At 73.6% G+C, this 18,590-nt stretch carries 15 protein-coding genes; 7 read left to right on the top strand and 8 right to left on the bottom strand.

The features are described 5' to 3' along the window. Nucleotides 1–150: 150 nt before the first annotated feature. Complete coding sequence (locus BMX74_RS23475; RefSeq protein ID WP_055501374.1) at nucleotides 151–1,290, bottom strand: acyl-CoA dehydrogenase family protein; 1,140 nt, start codon at nucleotides 1,288–1,290, stop codon at nucleotides 151–153. Further along, a complete protein-coding gene (locus tag BMX74_RS23470) occupies nucleotides 1,287–4,736 on the bottom strand; it encodes an indolepyruvate ferredoxin oxidoreductase family protein (RefSeq protein WP_091102799.1) in 3,450 nt (1,149 codons plus the stop codon). Before BMX74_RS23470 ends, BMX74_RS23475 begins: the two co-directional genes overlap by 4 nt. A gap of 160 nt (nucleotides 4,737–4,896) precedes the next feature. Here BMX74_RS23470 and BMX74_RS23465 point away from each other — a divergent pair, with 160 nt between their 5' ends. Next, on the top strand, nucleotides 4,897–5,367 hold the full coding sequence (locus BMX74_RS23465; protein WP_055501373.1) for an Lrp/AsnC family transcriptional regulator: 471 nt from the start codon (nucleotides 4,897–4,899) through the stop codon (nucleotides 5,365–5,367). 5 nt (nucleotides 5,368–5,372) lie between these two features. Here BMX74_RS23465 and BMX74_RS23460 read toward each other — a convergent pair whose 3' ends face one another. Next, nucleotides 5,373–6,221: a universal stress protein gene (locus tag BMX74_RS23460; RefSeq protein ID WP_055501372.1), complete on the bottom strand. Its 849-nt coding sequence runs from the start codon at nucleotides 6,219–6,221 to the stop codon at nucleotides 5,373–5,375. Nucleotides 6,222–6,437: 216 nt separating this feature from the next. On the opposite strand from BMX74_RS23460, the gene BMX74_RS23455 reads away from it, so the two are divergent. Further along, nucleotides 6,438–7,079, top strand: coding sequence for a response regulator transcription factor (locus tag BMX74_RS23455; protein ID WP_055501371.1), 642 nt, complete (start codon nucleotides 6,438–6,440; stop codon nucleotides 7,077–7,079). A 51-nt stretch (nucleotides 7,080–7,130) separates the two neighbouring features. Then, the gene (locus BMX74_RS23450) at nucleotides 7,131–7,613 is read left to right on the top strand and encodes a pyridoxamine 5'-phosphate oxidase family protein (protein WP_091102796.1); all 483 of its coding nucleotides are present in this window, start codon (nucleotides 7,131–7,133) and stop codon (nucleotides 7,611–7,613) included. Here BMX74_RS23450 and BMX74_RS23445 read toward each other — a convergent pair. From BMX74_RS23445 to BMX74_RS23425, 5 genes are all read right to left on the bottom strand, one after another. Further along, nucleotides 7,561–9,216, bottom strand: coding sequence for a sensor histidine kinase (locus BMX74_RS23445; RefSeq protein ID WP_420538138.1), 1,656 nt, complete (start codon nucleotides 9,214–9,216; stop codon nucleotides 7,561–7,563). The two genes, BMX74_RS23450 and BMX74_RS23445, sit on opposite strands and share 53 nt — an antisense overlap. 125 nt (nucleotides 9,217–9,341) lie before the next feature. Beyond that, nucleotides 9,342–10,316, bottom strand: coding sequence for an Acg family FMN-binding oxidoreductase (locus BMX74_RS23440; protein WP_055501369.1), 975 nt, complete (start codon nucleotides 10,314–10,316; stop codon nucleotides 9,342–9,344). A 114-nt stretch (nucleotides 10,317–10,430) separates the two neighbouring features. After that, complete coding sequence (locus BMX74_RS23435; protein WP_055501368.1) at nucleotides 10,431–11,117, bottom strand: universal stress protein; 687 nt, start codon at nucleotides 11,115–11,117, stop codon at nucleotides 10,431–10,433. A gap of 1 nt (nucleotide 11,118) precedes the next feature. Next, the gene (gene cydB, locus BMX74_RS23430) at nucleotides 11,119–12,084 is read right to left on the bottom strand and encodes a cytochrome d ubiquinol oxidase subunit II (RefSeq protein WP_055501367.1); all 966 of its coding nucleotides are present in this window, start codon (nucleotides 12,082–12,084) and stop codon (nucleotides 11,119–11,121) included. 12 nt (nucleotides 12,085–12,096) lie between these two features. Beyond that, nucleotides 12,097–13,470: a cytochrome ubiquinol oxidase subunit I gene (locus tag BMX74_RS23425; RefSeq protein WP_055501366.1), complete on the bottom strand. Its 1,374-nt coding sequence runs from the start codon at nucleotides 13,468–13,470 to the stop codon at nucleotides 12,097–12,099. Between the two features lie 220 nt (nucleotides 13,471–13,690). Between BMX74_RS23425 and BMX74_RS23420 the strand changes: the two genes are divergently transcribed. From BMX74_RS23420 to BMX74_RS23405, 4 genes are all read left to right on the top strand, one after another. Further along, complete coding sequence (locus BMX74_RS23420) at nucleotides 13,691–14,647, top strand: Acg family FMN-binding oxidoreductase (protein ID WP_055501365.1); 957 nt, start codon at nucleotides 13,691–13,693, stop codon at nucleotides 14,645–14,647. Next, nucleotides 14,640–17,333 carry a bifunctional acetate--CoA ligase family protein/GNAT family N-acetyltransferase gene (locus BMX74_RS23415; protein WP_091102793.1) on the top strand — a complete coding sequence of 898 codons (2,694 nt, stop codon included), beginning with the start codon at nucleotides 14,640–14,642 and terminating at the stop codon, nucleotides 17,331–17,333. Before BMX74_RS23420 ends, BMX74_RS23415 begins: the two co-directional genes overlap by 8 nt. Before the next feature lie 105 nt (nucleotides 17,334–17,438). Beyond that, nucleotides 17,439–17,855 carry an Hsp20/alpha crystallin family protein gene (locus BMX74_RS23410; protein ID WP_055501363.1) on the top strand — a complete coding sequence of 139 codons (417 nt, stop codon included), beginning with the start codon at nucleotides 17,439–17,441 and terminating at the stop codon, nucleotides 17,853–17,855. A gap of 47 nt (nucleotides 17,856–17,902) precedes the next feature. Continuing rightward, nucleotides 17,903–18,574, top strand: a complete 672-nt coding sequence (locus BMX74_RS23405; RefSeq protein ID WP_091102792.1) for a CBS domain-containing protein — start codon at nucleotides 17,903–17,905, stop codon at nucleotides 18,572–18,574. Nucleotides 18,575–18,590: the final 16 nt, after the last annotated feature.

Raw genomic sequence — 18,590 nt, 5'->3', positions numbered from 1 at the left:
GCCGGTCGCGCTCGCCGACAACCTCGACCGGCGCATGCCTCGCCCCCGGCTGCTCACCGGGCAGAACTGAGACAGAACTGGAGATCATCGGGCAACGCCCAGTGTCGCCCGATGGTCTTCGTCTGGACGGAGTTCTGCCAGGTCAATGGGCTACTTGGCGAGGTGGCGGCTGATGACCATGCGCTGGATCTGGTTGGTGCCCTCGAAGATCTGCATGATCTTCGCCTCGCGCATGTAGCGCTCGACCCGGAACTCCCTCGTGTAGCCGTAGCCGCCGAGCACCTGGACGGCGTCCGTCGTGACCTTCATGGCGGTGTCGGTCGCGACCAGCTTGGCGACGCTGGCCTGCCTGCCGTACGGCATGCCCGCGTCGCGGCGGCGGGCGGCGTCGAGGTAGGCGGCCCTGGCCGTGTCGACGCCGGCCGCCATGTCGGCCAGCAGGAAGCCGAGCCCCTGGTGGTCGATGATCCTGCGGCCGAACGTGGTGCGTTCCTTGGCGTAGGCGACGGCCTCGTCCAGCGCGGCCTGGGCGAGGCCGGTGGCGCAGGCGGCGATGCCGAGCCGGCCGGAGTCGAGGGCGCTGAAGGCGATCTGCAGGCCCTGCCCCTCTTCGCCGAGCAGGCGGTCGGCGTCGATGACGACGCCGTCCCAGTGGGCGCTGGTGGTGGGGACGGCGTGCAGCCCCATCTTCTCCTCGGGACGGCCGAAGGTGAGCCCGTCGGCGTGGCCGGGCGCGAGGAAGCAGGAGATGCCGCGGCTGCCCTCGCCGGTGCGGGCGAACAGGGCGTAGAAGTCGGCCTTGCCGCCGTGGGTGATCCACGCCTTGTTGCCGGTGATGCGGTAGCCGTCGCCGGTCCTGTCGGCTCTGCAGGTGAGGGCGGCGGCGTCGGAGCCTGCCTGCGGCTCGGACAGGCTGTAGCCGCCGACGAGGCGTCCGGCGAGCATGTCGGGCAGCCAGCGCTCGCGCTGCGCGTCGGTGCCGAAGGCGTGCACCGGGTGGCAGGCCAGGGTGTGCACGCTGGTGGCGACGGCGACGGCGGCCCACCGGGCGGCCAGTTCCTCGATCACCTGCAGGTACACCTCGTACGGCTGGCCGCCTCCGCCGTACTCCTCGGGGTAGGGCAGGCCGAGCAGCCCGGCGGCGCCCAGCGTGGCGAACAGGCCCTCGGGGTAGGTCTCGGCGCGTTCGTGCTCGTCCACGCGGCGGGCGAGCTCCTTGTCGGCGATCTCGCGGGTCAGCTCGATGAGGTCGCGAGCGTCCTGGTCGGGCAGCAGGCGGTCAACGGTCACGGGGTCTCCTCGGAGCGTCGGGCGAGCCGGGCGCGGGCGGCGGCGGCGCGGTCGCGGAACTCGGTGACGCGGGCGAGCTTGATGTCCTCGTACCCGCGGACGAGGTCGGGCAGCGCGGCCAGTTCGGCGACGGTGGCGGCGGTGTCCGGGGTGAGCTTGGACAAGGCATCCCGCATCAGGTCACGGTACTCGGTGACGAGCTCGCGCTCGACCCTGCGCACCTTCGCGTACCCGAAGACGTCGAGGGCGGTGCCGCGCAGGACGCGGGCGGCGCGCAGGGTGTGGAACAGCGGCCCGGCCGAGCGGCGCAGCCGGATCTTGCGCTTCATGCCCATGGCCCGCAGCACCGGCGGGTGGAGCAGCACGGAGACGGTGGCGTCGGGGCCGAACTCCTGGTCGCGCCTGGCCCGCTCTCCGGGGTCGAGGTGGAGCCTCGCGACCTCGTACTCGTCCTTGTACGCCATCAGCTTGTGCAGGCCGCGGGCGTAGGCGAGGGCGACGGCGGCGCCCGCCTCCTCGCCGGCGCGCTCGACGGCCTCGGCGGCGACGCGGCGCACCTCCCGCTCGTACGTGCCGGCGTAGGCGGCGTTCTGGTAGCCGGTGAGGTCGGCGACGCGGGTGGCGACGACCTGGTCGAGCGTGTCCGGCTCCGGTTCGGCCCGCCCGGGGTCGGCGGCCTCCAGCACGGCCTTGCGGTCGAGCACGGCGGCGCGGCCCCAGCGGAAGGCGGCGAGGTTCTGCTCGACGGCGGCGCCGTTGAGCCGGATGGCCCGCTCGATCGCCCCGGCGGAGACGGGCAGGCAGCCGTGCTGGTAGGCGGCGCCGACGAGCAGCATGTTGGCCGGCATGTGGTCCTGGAACAGCGCCTCGGAGAGCGCGTGGGCGTCGAGGTAGAGGTTGTCGGAGGCGCGGGTGACCGACTCGATCCGTACGAGCGCGTCGGTGGGCGAGCCGGGCGCGGCGACGCGGCCGGTGACCATGGCGGCGGTGGGCACCAGGCCGGTGCTGACGACGGCGACGGTCCTGCCGGGCGCGGCGACGGCGAGGTTGGCGTCGGCGGCGGCCCCGAGCAGGTCGAACCCGATGAGGACGTCGGCGGTGCCGCGCGTCGCCTTCACCGACCCGCTGACGGGGCGGGTGGACAGGCGCAGGTCGCTGACGACGGGGCCGCCCTTCTGCGCCAGGCCGGTCTGTTCGAGCCCGGCGGCGTACAGGCCGTCGAGGTGGGCGGCCATCTGCAGGATCTGGGAGACGGTGACGACGCCGGTGCCGCCGATGCCGGGCATCCTGACGAGCGTCTCCTGCCCGGTGACCCTGCGGGCGGGCTCGGCCAGCTCGACGGGCAGCGGCGGCAGCGGCCTGGCGGCCCGCGTTCCGGGCTCGACCAGCAGGAACGACGGGCAGTCGCCCTTGAGGCAGCTCAGGTCGGAGTTGCAGGACGCCTGGTGGATGCGGGTCTTGCGGCCGTACTCGGTCTCGACGGGCTGCACGGACAGGCAGGTGGAGACGTCGCCGCAGTCGCCGCAGCCCTCGCAGACGCGCTCGTTCACCACGACCTTCTCGGCGACGGACGGGAGCTTGCCGCGCTTGCGCAGCCGCCGCTCCTCGGCGGCGCAGCGGTCGTCGTGGAGGAGCACGGTCACGCCTTCGACGGCGGCGAGCTCCTTCTCGGCGGCGGCCAGCTCGTCGCGGTGGCGGACGCTCGCGACGGACGCGAGCCGGACGCCCCGGTAGCGTTCGGGCTCCGGCGTGGTGACGATGATCCTGCGGACGCCCTCCAGCTCCAGCGAGCGGGTGAGCGCGGGCACGTCGAGCCGGCCTTCGGCGCGCTGCCCGCCCGTCATGGCGACGGCGTCGTTGTAGAGCAGCTTGTACGTCATGGTGACGCCGGCGGCGACGGCGGCGCGGACGGCGAGCGAGCCCGAGTGGTGGAAGGTGCCGTCGCCGAGGTTCTGGACGAAGTGCCGGTCGTCGGTGAACGGCGCCAGGCCGATCCACTGGGCGCCTTCGCCGCCCATCTGGGTGAGACCGATCTGGTTGCCGCGGCCGTGGCCGTCCAGGGCGATCATGGCGTGGCAGCCGATGCCGACGCCGACCAGGGTGCCCTCGTCGGCGCGGGTGGAGGTGTTGTGGGGGCAGCCCGAGCAGAAGTACGGCGTGCGGGCGGCGACCATCGGCAGGAGGCGCCGTCCCGCGCCGGCGGGCTTGGCGGGGGCGCTCAGCCGGACGGCGGCGTGCGGGAGCCGCTCCGGGCCGAGGCAGGCCGCGAGGGCCTTGGCGACGTCCTCGGCGCCGAGGGTGCCGCGGGCGGTGAGCAGCTCGCGCCGGTGCTCGTCGAAGCGGCCGACGACGGCGGGGGTGTGCTCGCCGCCGTACAGGGCCTGCTTGAGCCGGCCTTCGAGGAAGGGCGTCTTGTCCTCGACGACGAGCACCTTGTGCAGGCCGGACGTCATCGCGGCCAGCTCGGCGTCCGCGAGCGGGAACGGCATGCCGACCCTGATGAGGCGCAGCCCGAGGTCGCCGAGCATGGACTCGTCCACGCCGAGGTCGGCCAGGGCGCGCAGCACGACGGCGTACGAGGTGCCTGAGGCGAGGACGCCGAGGGTGGCCCGCTCCCCTCCGGCCATGACGCGGTTCAGGCCGTGGGCGGAGGCGTACGCGAGGGCGAGGTCGAGCCTGCGGGTGAGCATGTCGTGCTCGGCGTCGAGCGAGGCGGGGCCGACCAGCGCGGGGGTGACGGGCCGGTCGGGGTGGTCGGGGGCGGGGATGCCGGCGCGCAGCGGGGCGAGGTCCACGGTGGCGGAGGCGTCGGCGATGTCGGCGACGATCTTCAGGCCGGTCCACAGGCCGCTGGCGCGCGACAGCGCGACGGCGTGCAGCCCGAACTCGATGATCTCGGCGACCGATCCCGGGGCGAGCAGCGGCATGGCGAGGCTCTGGCACATGGGCTCGCACGAGCTGGGCACGGTGGAGGACTTGCTGCCGGGGTCGTCGCCGATCCAGGCCACGGCGCCGCCGCGGGCGGAGGTGCCGGAGACGTTGCCGTGCCTGATGGCGTCGGCGGCCCGGTCGAGGCCGGGGTTCTTGCCGTACCAGAAGCCGGTCACGCCGTCGTGGCGGCGGCCGGGCGCCTGGGCGAGGAGCTGGGTGCCCGCGACGGCGGTGGCGGCCAGTTCCTCGTTCAGTCCGGGCTTGAACACCACGCCCGCCGGGTCCAGGAAGCGCCTGGCCCGGCCCATCTCGAGGTCCACCCCGCCCAGCGGGGAGCCCTGGTAGCCGGAGACGAAGACCCGCGTGTTCAGCCCGCGCTCCCCGTCCAGGCGCCGCTGTTCGAGCGTCAGGCGGACCAGGGCCTGGATGCCCGAGATCAGCACTGTGCCGTCGTCGGCCGCGTACTTGTCGTCGAGCGACACGTCCGATGACACCGCTGCGGGAGTCACGCTCACCGCGAACCTCCTGGCTTACGTACGTTGGGGGATCCCAAGCACAGCAACGACGCCGCTGTTCGCGCAAGTATCGCAGGACAAGCCGCGACAAAGACGCAAAGACTTTGAGCAGTGGGGCGTGGTGTCTTATGTTCTTTGCGTCGCAGTGAGGAGTTTCGGCATGCCCGACATAGACGACATCGACCATCAGGTGTTGCGCCTGCTGCGCGAGGACGGCCGCAGGACGTTCTCGGAGATGGCGGGCGAGATCGGGCTGTCCGTGGCGGCCGTCAAACGGCGCGTCGACCGGCTGCGCGACCTCGGCGTCATCACCGGGTTCACCGTCCAGATCGACTACGCCAAGCTCGGCTGGGCCATCGAGGCGTTCACCGAGCTGCGCTACCCGGGCACGACGCCGGTCAGCGAGATCGTCCGCACCGCCGCCGACGTGCCCGAGGTGGAGGAGGTCTTCACGATCGCCGGCGACCCCGACGCGCTGATCCACGTACGGGTGCGCGACCTCGGCCACCTCCAGCAGGTGATCGACCGGCTGCGCCGCGCGGGCGACGTCACGGGCACCAAGACGCTGCTCGTGCTCGGCACCTGGACCCGCGACGCCCTCGGCGGCCGCGACGCCCCACGCGGCACCTGAGCCCGCTACAGAGCCGGGCGGTCGCCCCGGACCACCACCAGCGGGCAGGGGGACTCGTGCAGCATGGCCTGGCTGACCGACCCGAGCACCATCCCGGCGAACGTCCCGTAGCCGCGCGTCCCCACGATCAGCAGGTCGGCGCCCGCGGCGGCCTGGCGGAGCACCTCCACGGGGTGGCCGTGCACGAGCTCCTCGATCACGGTCACGTCGGGGTGCAGGTCCCCGAACCCGGCGAGCGTCTCCTTGAGCACGAGCTGCTCGTCGCGCTCGCTCTCGGGGTCGGCCGGGTCGAAGCCCTCCGGCCGCGGCCAGGCCCAGGCGTGGACGGCCCGCAGCTCGGCGCCGCGCAGCTCCGCCTCGGCGAAGGCGAACTCCAGCACCGCGCGGGAGCGGGGCGAGCCGTCCACCCCGACGACGATCTCGCCGCGCGGCAGGGAGGGCAGCGCGCGGACGACGACCACGTCGCAGGTGGCGTGCGCGGTGACCCCGTAGGCGACGGACCCGATGAGCATGCCGCGCACCCCGCCCACCCCGTGGCTGCCGACGACGAGCAGCTGCGCGTCCTCGGCGGCCCTGGTCAGCGCGTCGCGGGCGTCGCCGGGCAGCGCCGCCGTCACGACCTCCAGCTCGGGCTGCTCGCGCCGGGCCCGCTCCCGGCCCGCGGCGAGGACGGTGTCGCAGCCGTCGCGCATCCAGGCGGCGACGTCGGCGTACCTGCCGCTGCGCGTCTCGATGGCCCACCTCGGCATCGCGTACGCCACCGTGAGCGGCACGCCGCGCAGCGCGGCCTCCCTGGCGGCCCAGGCGACGGCGTCGAGCCCGGCCCGCGAGCCGTCCACCCCTACGATGATCATGATTGCTCCCCTCGTGGCGGGCCCGGTGCCGCGGCCCTGTCCGTTCCGGCTCCTACCCCGCGCCGGGGCGCGGCTCGCCGCCGCGGGGTTCCAGCCTCCCAGAGGCGCGGCGCGGGCGCGCAGAGCCCTTGGACGGCCCCCGCAGGGACTTTCGGCCCTGCGGCGGGCGGCGAGGGGCGTGGCCCGCCCTGCCCGCCGGGATGTTAACGTCAGCGTATGATTCGCGTTTTCCTCGTTGACGACCACGAGGTGGTGCGGCGCGGGGTGGCCGCCCTGCTCGACTCAGAAGACGACATCGAGGTCGTCGGCGAGGCCGGCACGGCCGAGTCCGCCGTCGCCCGCATCCCCGCGCTCAAGCCCGACGTCGCCGTCCTCGACGTCCGCCTGCCCGACGGCAACGGCGTCGACGTCTGCAGGGAGGTCCGCTCCCGGCTGCCCGGCCTGGCCTGCCTGATGCTCACGAGCTTCGCCGACGACGACGCCCTGTTCGACGCCGTCATGGCGGGCGCGTCCGGGTACGTGCTCAAGCAGATCCACGGCTCCGACCTGGTGGGCGCGGTGCGCACGGTGGCCTCGGGGCAGTCACTGCTCGACCCGCAGACCACCGCCGCCATGCTGCAGCGCCTGCGCGACCAGGCCGCCAGGAAGGACCCTCTCGCGGCGCTGTCCGACCAGGAGCGGCACATCCTGGAGCTCATCGGCGAGGGCCTGACCAACCGGCAGATCGGCGAGCGGCTGTTCCTGGCCGAGAAGACGGTCAAGAACTACGTCTCCAACCTGCTGTCGAAGCTGAACATGCAGCGGCGCACCCAGGCCGCCGCGCTCGCCGCCCGGCTGCGGGCTGATCGGCAGCAATGACGGGACCTTCGGCCCTAAGGCGCGGGTGACGCCGCCCGGCAGAGTAGGGGCATGCCACTCGACTCGTCCGGACTGAAGGTGCTCACCCGCGAGGAGTGCCTGCGCCTGCTGTCCTCAGCCGCGATCGGGCGGATCGTGTTCACGGATCGCGCCCTGCCGGCGGTGCAGCCGGTCAACTTCTGCCTCGACGGCGACAGCATCGTCATCCGCACCGCCGCCGGCTCGAAGCTGGCGGCCGCCACCCGCCAGGCCGTCGTGGCCTTCGAGGCGGACGAGTTCGACCGCGAGACCCGTACCGGCTGGTCGGTGACGGCGGTGGGGCACGCGCGGGCCGTGCAGGACCCCGACGAGGTGGCCCGGCTGTCCGGGCTGCCGCTGCGGCCGTGGGCGCCGGGCAGCCGCGACCACTACGTGGTGGTGCAGACCGAGCAGGTGTCCGGGCGCATGATCCCGGGCCGGCCGGCCCGAGATCGCCACCTGGTCAGAGAGGGACGCTCCAGTGCAGACAGGTCCCTCCTCCGTCAGGAGAGGTGATCTCGAAGGAGCCGCCCAGGTTCAGCGCGCGCTGCTCCATGTTGCGCAGGCCGCTGTTGCGCCTGCCCGTGGACGGCAGGCCGACGCCGTCGTCCTGCACCGTGAGCGACAGCCGCCCGCCGGCCACCTCCACCGCCACCTCGGCCTTCCTGGCCTTGGCGTGGCGGACGATGTTCGACAGCGCCTCGCGCACGACGGCGAGCAGCTGATCGGCGACGTCCGCCGGGATGCGGTTGTCGATCTGGCCCTCCATCTTCAGCCCCGGCATGAAGCCCAGGTGGCCGCGCGCGGACTCGACGAGGTCCACGATCTGCGTGCGCAGCGTGGGCCCGGCGCCCTCGACGGGGCCCTGCAGGGCGAAGATGGTGGAGCGGATCTGCCTGATGGTCTCGTCCAGCTCGTCGATGGCGTGGCGGAGCCGTCCCGACGCCTCGGGGTGGTCCACCAGCTTGACGGTGCTCATGAGGGTCATGGCGGTGGCGAACAGCCGCTGGATGACGATGTCGTGGAGGTCCTTGGCGATGCGGTCGCGGTCCTCCAGCAGGCCGAGCCGTTCGGCGTCCTTGCGGGCCTCGGCCAGTTCGAGCGCGATGGCGGCCTGCCCGGCGAACGCCTCCAGCATGCGCACGTCGGCCGTGCTGAACGGCAGGCGTCCGGTGCGCTTGGTGAGGCCGAGCACGCCGCGTACGGCCTGGCCCGCGCCGAGCGGCATGAGCAGCTCCGGGCCGAAGCCGAGCTCCTCCAGCCCCGACGAGGAGTCGAGCAGCTCGCCTCCCGCCAGCGGCTCACCGCTGGTGAACACCCGTCCGGCGGTGGTCTCCTCCAGGTCGAAGGTGAGGTCGCGGACCTCGCCGGCGCGCTCGCCGTCGGCGTAGTGCACCGTGAGGCGCTGCTTGGCGGGGTCGGGCAGCAGGATCTTGACCAGGTCGGCGCCGGTCATCTCCCTGGCGCGGGTGGCGACGGTGACGAGCACGGCCTGCGGGTCGGCGCCCGACAGCAGGCTCGTGGTCACCTCGGAGGACGCCTTGAGCCAGGTCTCGCGCCTGCGGGTCTCCTCGTAGAGCCTGGCGTTCTCGACGGCGACGCCGGCCGCGGTGGCCAGCGCGATGACGATGGACTCGTCCTCCTCGTCGAACTCGCCGCCGCCGCGCTTCTCGGTCAGGTAAAGGTTGCCGAAAATCTCGTCGCGCACCCGGATGGGGACGCCGAGGAAGGTGCCCATGGGCGGGTGGCCGGGCGGGAAGCCGTACGACTCCGGGTGGTCGGAGATGCGGCCGAGGCGCAGCGGCCTGGCGTCCTTGATGAGCAGGCCGAGCAGGCCGAGGCCGTGCGGCCAGTGCTCGATCCTGGCGATCTCCTCCTCGCTCAGCCCGACGGGGATGAACTGGATGAGGGTCTCGTCCTGGCCGACGACGCCGAGGGCGCCGTAGCTGGCGTCGACCAGCCTGGTGGCGGTCTCGACGATGCGCCGCAGGACCGTCTCGAGGTCCAGGTCGCTGCCCACGGAAACGACGGCTTCCAGCAGGGCGTGCACACGGTCACGCGTGGCGAGCACCGCGTTCAGCCGCACCTGCAGCTCGGCGAGCAGCTCGTCCAGCCTCATGTGGGGCATCAAGGCGCGCCCCTCGTCCTCCGACATACTCCCAGTTTTCCATCCAAACGGCGAAACTCCCACCAGGGGTATCGGGGGTGGAGTGCCGCCGCTCGGGCCGGGAGGGCGGAGCGGGGTCAGCCGAGCAGGTCCGACAGCGGCCTGCGGACGCTCTCCTTCTCCTCGAACGTGATGCCCAACCGCATGATCATCTGCGGGAACTCGCCGGACAGCAGCTCGTGCCGCAGGAACTCGCGCAGGTGGTGCATCTCCAGGGCCTGGGTGTGGAAGGCGGCGCTGACGTCGTGGGCGGAGGCGTGCAGCAGCACCCGCTGCAGCGCCTGACCGGCGGTGATCCAGTCCTCCCTGCCGTCGCGGGCGGTGGTGAGGACGGCCACGACCCCTGCGGAGGTGGCGCTCCTGTCGGGTTCCGTCCCCCAGTCGTGCCGCCAGGCGTAGTCGCGCTGCGGGAAGAACGGGTCGGTGCGGGGGGCGGTGCGCGGGTAGGCGCCCGCGGGCACGCCGTCGGAGCGGCTGGCGGCCGGCGGCCTGGCCCACCGGATGACCTCCAGCGTGAAGCGCCTGTCCTGGGCCTGCACGCCCTGCGCCGCCCGGGTGAGCGCGGCGATCACCTCGACCGCCGTGGGCTCGCCGACCACGGCCAGCCTGGCGCCCTCGCCCATCGCGCCGAGCGCGAGGGCGTCGAGGAGCCGTTCCGGGACGGTCAGGTCGGTGAACGCGGCGCGGTGGGTGCGCCGGCGCTCGATCTCGCCGCCCATGAGCAGGGTGAGCTCGTCCGGCTCGGCGGGCGCGCCCGGCCGCACGGTCGCGACCAGGGAGGGGCGGTCGGGGTCGGGCAGCACGCGGACGACCGGCTCGAACCCCGCGCACCGCAGCGCGGTCCGCATCGTGTAGAGCGCGGCGCCGCAGCTGATGAGCAGCTCCCTGCCTGGCACGTCCTCGACGCGCAACTGCCTGTCCACGTCGGCGCGCAGCGCGATCTCGTCGCCCTTCACGGCGAACGACCAGGGCTGCGTGTTGTGCACGGACGGGGCCCAGCGGGCCGCGTCCAGCGCGGCCTCGACGGCCTGCCGCTCCGTAAGGATGCTCATGACTCCACCTCCCGCTGCCGGTGATTCCAGAGCATCACGCCGGTGGACCGCCGGTGAGGGCCGAAGGTCCCTGCCGCGTAGGGACATCGGCCCCAGGAACACCCGGCGGCCCGGTCAGCCGCCCACGACGGCCACGGGGCAGGGGGCGTGCTGGACGAGCGTGTCGTCCACCGGCCGGCCGGCGCGGCCCACGACGAGGAGTGTGGCCGTCTCGCCCTCCCGCGCGGCCCTGACCTCCACGCCGGGCCTGGCCGGGATCCTGCCGGGGTCGGCGGCGGCCACCGTGAGCTGCCGCATGGCGGCCTCGCCGAAGGCGAAACCGAGCACGGCGTCGTCCGGCTCGTCGTCGGCGATCACGACGGGCCCGGGGTTGACGGGCGCGGGCAGCGGGCCGGGGCCGCGCACCACGATGACGGGGCAGCGGGCGTTCGCCGCCACGTACCCGGCGACGGAGCCGAGCACGCGCCTCGGCAGCTCGCTCAGGCCGCGCGAGCCGACCACCACCAGGGCCGCGTCGGCCGACAGCTCGACCAGGCGGCGCGCGGCAGGGCCCTCGTACAGGTCGGTGGTGACCTGCACGCCCGCCCCGGTGGAGCGGGCGCACTCGGCCCCGTGCCACAGCACGTGCTCGGCGGCCTTGCGCAGGTGCGCCTTGTCCTCGTCCGCGGCGTCGCCGTACGGCCACTGCCAGGCGTGGGCGACGACCAGCGGCAGCCTCCTCAGCTCGGCCTCGTCCAGCGCCCAGTCGAGCGCCTGCACCGAGAAGTCCGAGCCGTCGTAGCCGAGCACGATGGGAGTCATCTCAGTTCGCTCCTGTCAGCCTCTTGCGGAAGACCCAGTAGGTCCACGCCTGGTAGCCGAGGACCACCGGCGTGCAGATGGCAGCTACCCACGTCATCACGGTCAACGTGTACGGGCCGGAGGCGGCGTTGGTGACGGTGAGGCTGTTGGCCGGGTCGAGCGCCGGCATGACGTTCGGCCACATGCTGGTGAACAGGGTGGCGACGAACGCGGCGATGCCGAGGGCGCTGCCGGTGAACGCCCAGCCGTCGCGGCCCCGCAGGGTGGCGACCAGGGCGACGGCCATGCCGGCGGCGGCCACGGCCACCGCGGCCCAGGAGACCGTCCCGGAGCGGGCGGCGACGAGGAAGCCGAGCACCACGAGCACGGTGAGCGGCGCGAGCGTCCTGGCCGCCCTGGTGGCGCGCTCGCGCAGCTCACCGGTGGTGCGCAGGGCGAGGAAGACCGCGCCGTGCAGGGTGAACAGCAGCAGCGTGGCCACGCCGCCGAGCAGCGCGAACGGGTTCAGCAGCGTGAACAGGTTCCCGGTGTACTCGTGGGCGGCGTCCAGGGGGACGCCGCGGACGATGTTGGCGAAGGCGACGCCCCACAGCAGCGCGGGGCCGAGCGAGCCCCAGAAGAAGGCGCGGTCCCAGCCCTTCGGGCTGTCGCTCTTGTTGCGGTACTCCAGGGCCACGCCGCGCACGATCAGGGCCAGCAGGATGAGGAAGAGCGGCAGGTAGAAGCCGCTGAACAGGGTGGCGTACCACTCGGGGAACGCGGCGAAGGTGGCGCCGCCCGCGACGAGCAGCCACACCTCGTTGCCGTCCCAGACGGGCCCGATGGTCTTGACGACGGTGGCGCGCTCGCCCGGGGTGCGGCCCAGGAACGGCAGCAGGATGCCGACGCCGAAGTCGAAGCCTTCGAGGACGAAGTACCCGGTCCACAGGACCGCGATGAGCAAGAACCAGATCGTGGTGAGTTCCATGGCCGGACGTCCTTAGTAGGAGAGGGCGGGGACGGGGCTCTCGGGCTCGCTCCGCTCCTCCGCGCCGAGCTTGATGTACTTCAGCAGCAGCCGCACCTCGATGAACGCGAGCACCGCGTAGACGAGGGTGAAGCCGACGAGCGTGATCGCGACCTCGGTGACGTCCACCCCGGGGGAGACGGCGGAGGCGGTGCTCATGAGACCGAAGACGGTCCAGGGCTGGCGGCCCATCTCGGTGAAGATCCAGCCGAGGGAGTTGGCGACGAACGGCAGCGCGATGCCGGCGATGGCGATCCGGTAGCACCAGCGGCCGGACGGGAGCCTGCCGCGCCTGGTCAGCCAGAGCCCCGCGAGGGCCAGCAGCGCCGACAGCCCGCCGAAGCCGATCATCAGGCGGAACGACCAGTACGCCAGGCCGACGACCGGCCGGTAGTCGCCGGGGCCGTAGGCGGCCTCGTAGCGGGCCTGGATGTCGTTGATGCCCTGGACCTTGCCGTCGAAGGTGTTGGTGGCCAGGAAGCTCAGGCCGTACGGGATCTGCACGTTGACGTGGTTGCGGCCGTTCTCCACGTCGCCGATCGCGAACAGGGAGAAGCCGGCGGACGTCTCGTCCTCCCACAGGGCCTCGGCGGCGGCCATCTTCATCGGCTGCTGCTCGGTCATGATCTGCGCCTGCCAGTGGCCCGAGAAGGACGCGCCGATCCCGGCGACGAGGCCGACGACGAGCGCGAGCCTGGCGGAGGTGCGGAAGACGGCGACGTCGCGCCCCCGCAGGAGGAACCAGGCGCTGATGCCGAGCACGAACGCCCCGGCGGTGAGGAACGCGCCGAACAGGACGTGCGGGAAGGTGACGAGGGTGGTGGAGTTGGTGAGCACCGCCCAGATGTCGGTCAGCTCGGCCCTGCCGTTGACGACGCGGTAGCCGACGGGGTGCTGCATCCACGAGTTGGCGGCGAGGATGAAATAGGCCGAGAGGCTGGTGCCGATGGCGGCGAGCCAGATGGTGGCCAGGTGGAGCCGGGGTGACAGCTTGTCCCAGCCGAAGATCCACAGGCCGAGGAAGGTGGACTCCAGGAAGAACGCCACCAGCCCTTCCATCGCCAGCGGGGCGCCGAACACGTCACCCACGAAGCGGGAGTAGTCACTCCAGTTCATCCCGAACTGAAACTCCTGCACGATGCCGGTCACGACGCCCATCGCGAAGTTGATGAGGAAAAGCCGGCCCCAGAACTTGGTCAGCCGCAGGTACTCCGGCTTCTTCGTGCGGTACCAGGCGGTCTGCAGCCCGGCCACCACCACGGACAGCCCGATCGTGAGGGGCACGAACAGGAAGTGGTAGACGGTCGTGATGCCGAACTGCCAGCGGGAGAGGTCCAAGACGTCCATGGCAGCAACTTTGGGGCAGCTCGTTACCTTGTCCGTAGGGTCGGCCGTCCCGGCGGGCGAGGACCTTGGTCCTTACTTGGGAGGTTCTTTCCGCACGTCCGAGCCCTGCGGAGGGGTGCGGCGGCCCCGGCGGGCAGGACCTTTGGCACGGGCGCGCGGGCCGTAGGGCCCTGCCGGGCGGCCGGGGGGCTGCGCGAGCGTCGCGGGTGGGAGGTGTGTCATGTCAACTACACTCGCCGCCGACCTCGGCGTCAGGCGGCTGCTGACCGCCGCCGGGCAGGCGCCTTCGGTGCTCAACACCCAGCCGTGGCGCTTCGAGGTGGTCCACCGCGAGTTCGTCGAGCTGCTCGCCGACCCCGACCGGCGGCTGCGGGTGAGTGACCCGCGCGGGCGCTCGCTCCACGTGAGCTGCGGGGCGGCACTGTTCAACCTGCGGCTGGCCGTCAGCACGTCGGGGCGGCGGCCCGTCGTGTGGCTGCTGCCCGACCCGGAGGAGGAGCCCGAGCTGCTCGCCGCCGTCCGCGCCGGCGACCGCCGTCCCGCCACCGCCGAGCAGCGCGAGCTGTACGAGCTGCTCCCGGTGCGGCGGACCAACCGCCTGCCGTTCACCGGGGACCGGGTGCCCGCCGCCGTCTGGGACGAGCTGCGGACCGCCGCCTCCAGGGAGGGCGCGACGCTGGTGCGGCTCGACCGGCGCGGGGTGGCCGAGACGCTCGACTACGCCGCCATCGCCGAGGAGGAGCTGGCCCACGACCACGACTACCAGGCGGAGCTGCGCGCCTGGACGATGCCGGGCGCCCGGTTCGACGGCATGCCGGACCACGTCCAGGGGCCGCGGCCGCTGCGCGACCCGGCGCCGGTGCGCGACTTCGGCCGCCACGCCTACGCCGCCCGCTTCGAGGAGCGCCCGCAGCTCGCGGTGCTCACCACGCCCGGCGACCGCCCCCTCGACTGGCTGCGCGCCGGGCAGGCGCTCCAGCGGGTGCTGCTGCTCGCCACCCTGCGCGGCCTGTCGGCGTCGTTCCTCAACCAGCCGCTGGACCTGCGCGACATGCGGGCCCGCCGCGACCCGCACCACCGCCGCGGCCACCCCCAGATGATCATCAGGCTGGGCTACGGCGCCCCCGTGGGCCGCAGCCCGCGCCGTCCCGCGACGGAACTGGAGCGGCATGCCTGACGGATACGACGTGCTGCTGCGCGACGGGGGCATCGCGCACGTGCGGCCCCTGTCGCCGGACGACCGCGCGGCCCTGCACGAGCTGGTCGACCGCTCCTCCGACCGCTCGGCGTACCTGCGCTTCTTCACCGGCGGCAGGAGCACCGCCCACGCGTACATGGACCGGCTCACCGGCCCCGGCTACCCGGGCCGCGCGCTCGTCGCCACCGTGCAGGGGAAGCTGGTCGCCGTCGTCGAGTACATCCCGGACGGCGGGGGCCGCCGCGCCGACCTGGCGATCCTCCTGGACGACGCCGTGCACGGCCACGGCCTCGGCACGCTGCTGCTGGAGCACGTCGCCGTGGACGCCGCCGCGCAGGGGCTGTCCGAGCTGACCGCCGACGTGCTGGCGGAGAACCAGCCGATGATCCGCGTGCTGCGCGACCTCGGGCTGGACGTCGTCCACCGCTACGACAGCGGGACCGTGCACCTCGTCATCAAGGTCACGCCCACGGCCCGGCTGCGGGCGGGCGTGGAGGCCCGCGACCACGAGGCCGAGCGGGCCTCGCTGCGTCCCGTGATCGCGCCGCGCTCGGTCGCGGTCGTCGGCGCCGGGCGCGACCCGCGCGGCCTCGGCCACCGGGTGCTGCGCAACCTGCTGGACGGCGGATTCCCCGGCCCCGTCTACCCGGTCAACCCCAACGCCGCCGAGGTCGAGGGGCTGGCCTGCTACCCGCGCGTGACCACGGTGCCCGCCCGGGTGGACCTCGCGGTCGTCGCCGTCCCCGCCGACCTGGTGCTCCAGGTGGCCCGCGACTGCGCGGAGGCCGCGGTGGGCGGTCTCGCCGTGCTCACCTCGGGCTTCGCCGAGGCGGGCCGGCGCGACGCCGAGCAGGAGCTGCTGCGCGTGTGCCGCGAGGCGGGCATGCGCCTGGTCGGCCCCAACTGCCTGGGCGTCGTCAACACCGGGGCCAGGCTCAACGCCAGCTTCCTGCCGCTGTCGCCCTCGCGCGGCCGGGTCGCGCTCATGTCGCAGTCGGGCGCGGTGGGGGCGGCGCTGCTGGAGCGCCTCGACGTCTCCTCCTTCGCCTCCGTCGGCAACAAGGCCGACGTCAGCGGCAACGACCTGCTCGAATACTGGGAGGACGATGACGACACCGGGGTCATCGCGCTGTACCTGGAGTCGTTCGGCAACCCGCGCAAGTTCGCCCGCATCGCCCGCAGGGTCAGCGCCCGCAAGCCGATCCTCATGGTCAAGAGCGGCAGGACCGGCGCCGGGGACCGCGCGGTGCGCTCGCACACGGCCGCCGCCGCCTCGCCCGACGTCGCCGTGGACGCGCTGGCCCGCGCCGCCGGGGTGATCAGGCTCGACAGCGTCCACGAGCTCATCGACGCCGCCCGGCTGCTGGCCCACCAGCCGCTGCCCGCCGGGCCGCGCGTCGCCGTCGTCGGCAACTCGGGCGGGCCGGAGGCCATGGCCGCCGACGCGTGCGAGCAGCACGGCCTGATCGTGCCAGAGCTGCCCGCCGGGCTGCTGCGCGGCGGCGCCAACGCCGCGCTCGGCAACCCGGTGGACCTGACGGCCGACGCCGGAGCCGAGGAGCTGCGGGCCGCCGTGGCGGCGCTGGCCGCCTGCGACGCCGTGGACGCCGTCCTCGCGGTCTACACGCCGCCGTTCGGGTCGGGGCTGGAGGAGACGCGGCGGGCCTTCGCCGCGGCGGCGCGCGGCTCCGCGAAACCCGTCCTGGCCTGCGTCGTCGGCCACGACGGGCTGATCGACGGGCTCGTCCCCAGCTACGCCTTCCCCGAGCAGGCGGTGGCGGCGCTGGCCACGGCCGTCGCGTACGCGAGGCACCGGGCCGGCCTGCTGGAGCCGCCCGTGCCACCGTCCGCGCCACCGTCCGCGCCACCGTCCGCGCCACCGTCCGCGCCACCGTCCGTGCCACCGGACGTGCCCCCGGACGTGCCCCCGGACGTGCCCCCGGCCGACGTCGCCGCCGCGCGAGCCCTCGTCGCCGCCGAGCTGGCCGCCCGTCCCGACGGCCGCTGGCTGCCGCCCGCGACGGCCGCCCGGCTGCTGCGCTGCTACGGCGTGGACCTCGCCGAGACGGTCGAGGTGGACGGCCCCGACGCCGCCGCGGCCGCCGCCGGTCGTACCGGCCTGCCCGCCGTGCTCAAGGCCGTGGGGCCGGTGCACAAGAGCGACGTGGGCGGCGTCATGCTCGGCCTGGCCACGCCCGGCGACGTGCGCCGCGCGTACGAGGACATGGCGGCGCGCCTCGGGGGGCAGATGACCGGCGGGGTCGTCCAGCGCATGCTGCCGGGCGGCGTCGAGATCATCGTGGGCGGCGTCAACTACCCGGTGTTCGGCCCCCTGCTGATGGTCGGCATGGGCGGCGTGGCCGCCGACCTGCTGGCCGACCGCGTGTTCCGGGTGCCGCCCGTCGCCGACCCCGCCGCCATGGTCGACGAGCTGCGCTGCGCGCCCCTGCTGCACGGCTACCGCGGCTCGCCGCCCGTGGACGCGGACGCGCTGGCACTCCAGGTGGCCCGCGTCGGCCGCCTGCTGGAGGACCTGCCCGAGGTGGCCGAGCTCGACCTCAACCCCGTGATCGTCGGCGCCGCCGGCGCGCCCGTCGTGGACGCGCGGGTCAGGCTCGCGCCCTGCGGCCCGCAGCCGTCGCCGCTGCTGCGCCGCCTGCGCTGACCCGCGTCTCCGGCGGCCTGACCAACGGCACGGCATTCGGGACTTCCGCCCCTACAACCCCTCGACCAGCACGAGGTGTGATGAAGGCGAACAAAGGAGGCAAGCATGAGTTCGATCGCACGCCGTGAGCGCGGGTTCTTCCCGGAGATCTTCGACCTGCTGGAAGCCCCGTTCGCCGGGACGCGACCCGAGGCCCCCATGCGGCTGGAGGAGTACGTCAAGGAGGGCCGCTACGTGCTGCGCGCCGAGCTGCCCGGCCTCGACCCCGACAAGGACGTCGAGATCACCCTGGCCAACGGCGTCCTCACCATCCACGCCGAGCGCCGTACCGAGGAGAAGCACGCCCACCGCACCGAGTTCAGGTACGGCTCGTTCACCCGCTCGGTGGCGCTGCCGTCCACGGCCGACGAGAGCGACGTCAAGGCCACCTACGACAAGGGCATCCTGGAGGTCAGCGTCAAGCTGGCCGAGGAGAAGCAGGGCGCGACCCGCATCGCCATCGGCAAGCCCGAGAAGGGCTGAGCCGTGCCGCGCGCGACCGCCGGATCCAGGTGGGAGGCCGGGCCGCCATGCTCGTACGCGAGGTCATGACCAGCCCGGCGGTGACCGTCCGCCGCACCGACACGGTGCGGCGGGCGATCCGTGTCCTCCACGGGCACGACATCACCGCCGCCCCCGTCCTGGACGACTCCGGCCGCCTCGTGGGCGTCGTCAGCGAGATGGACCTGCTGCGCGACGAGTTCGAGCCAGACCCCCGCGCGACGGCGATCCCGCCGTCCGGCGGCGGGGCGCCTCCGCCGCACCGCGTCGAGGAGGTCATGACGGCCGGCGTCGCGACCGTCACCGGCACGACCGACGTCACCGTCGCCATCGACCTCATGGTGGGCCGGCGGATCAAGAGCCTGCCCGTGGTGGACGGCGGGGGCGCCGTCGTGGGGGTGGTGAGCCGCCGCGACCTCATGGCGATGCTGGCCCGTCCTGACGAGGAGCTGCGCGGCGAGGTCGTCGAGGCGCTGCGGGAGCAGTACCCCGGCGGGCCCGTCTGGGAGGTCGCCGTGCGCGACGGCGTGGCCGAGCTCACCGGGGCCTTCGACCACGCGGGCGACGAACCCGCGCGCCCCGAGAACGCGGGCTTCGACAACGCGGGCTTCGACGACGCGGACAAGACCGCGAGGATCGCCGGTCTGCTCGCCCGCACCGTGCCCGGGATCGTCCGGGTCAGATTCCTGACGCGCTCCTGAGGTGTCCCCGAGGTGA

The sequence above is a fragment of the Nonomuraea pusilla genome, assembly GCF_900109355.1.
Taxonomy (GTDB): domain Bacteria; phylum Actinomycetota; class Actinomycetes; order Streptosporangiales; family Streptosporangiaceae; genus Nonomuraea; species Nonomuraea pusilla.
Note: the sequence above shows the minus strand (reverse complement) of the source record. Positions and strands in the feature narration are given on the sequence as shown.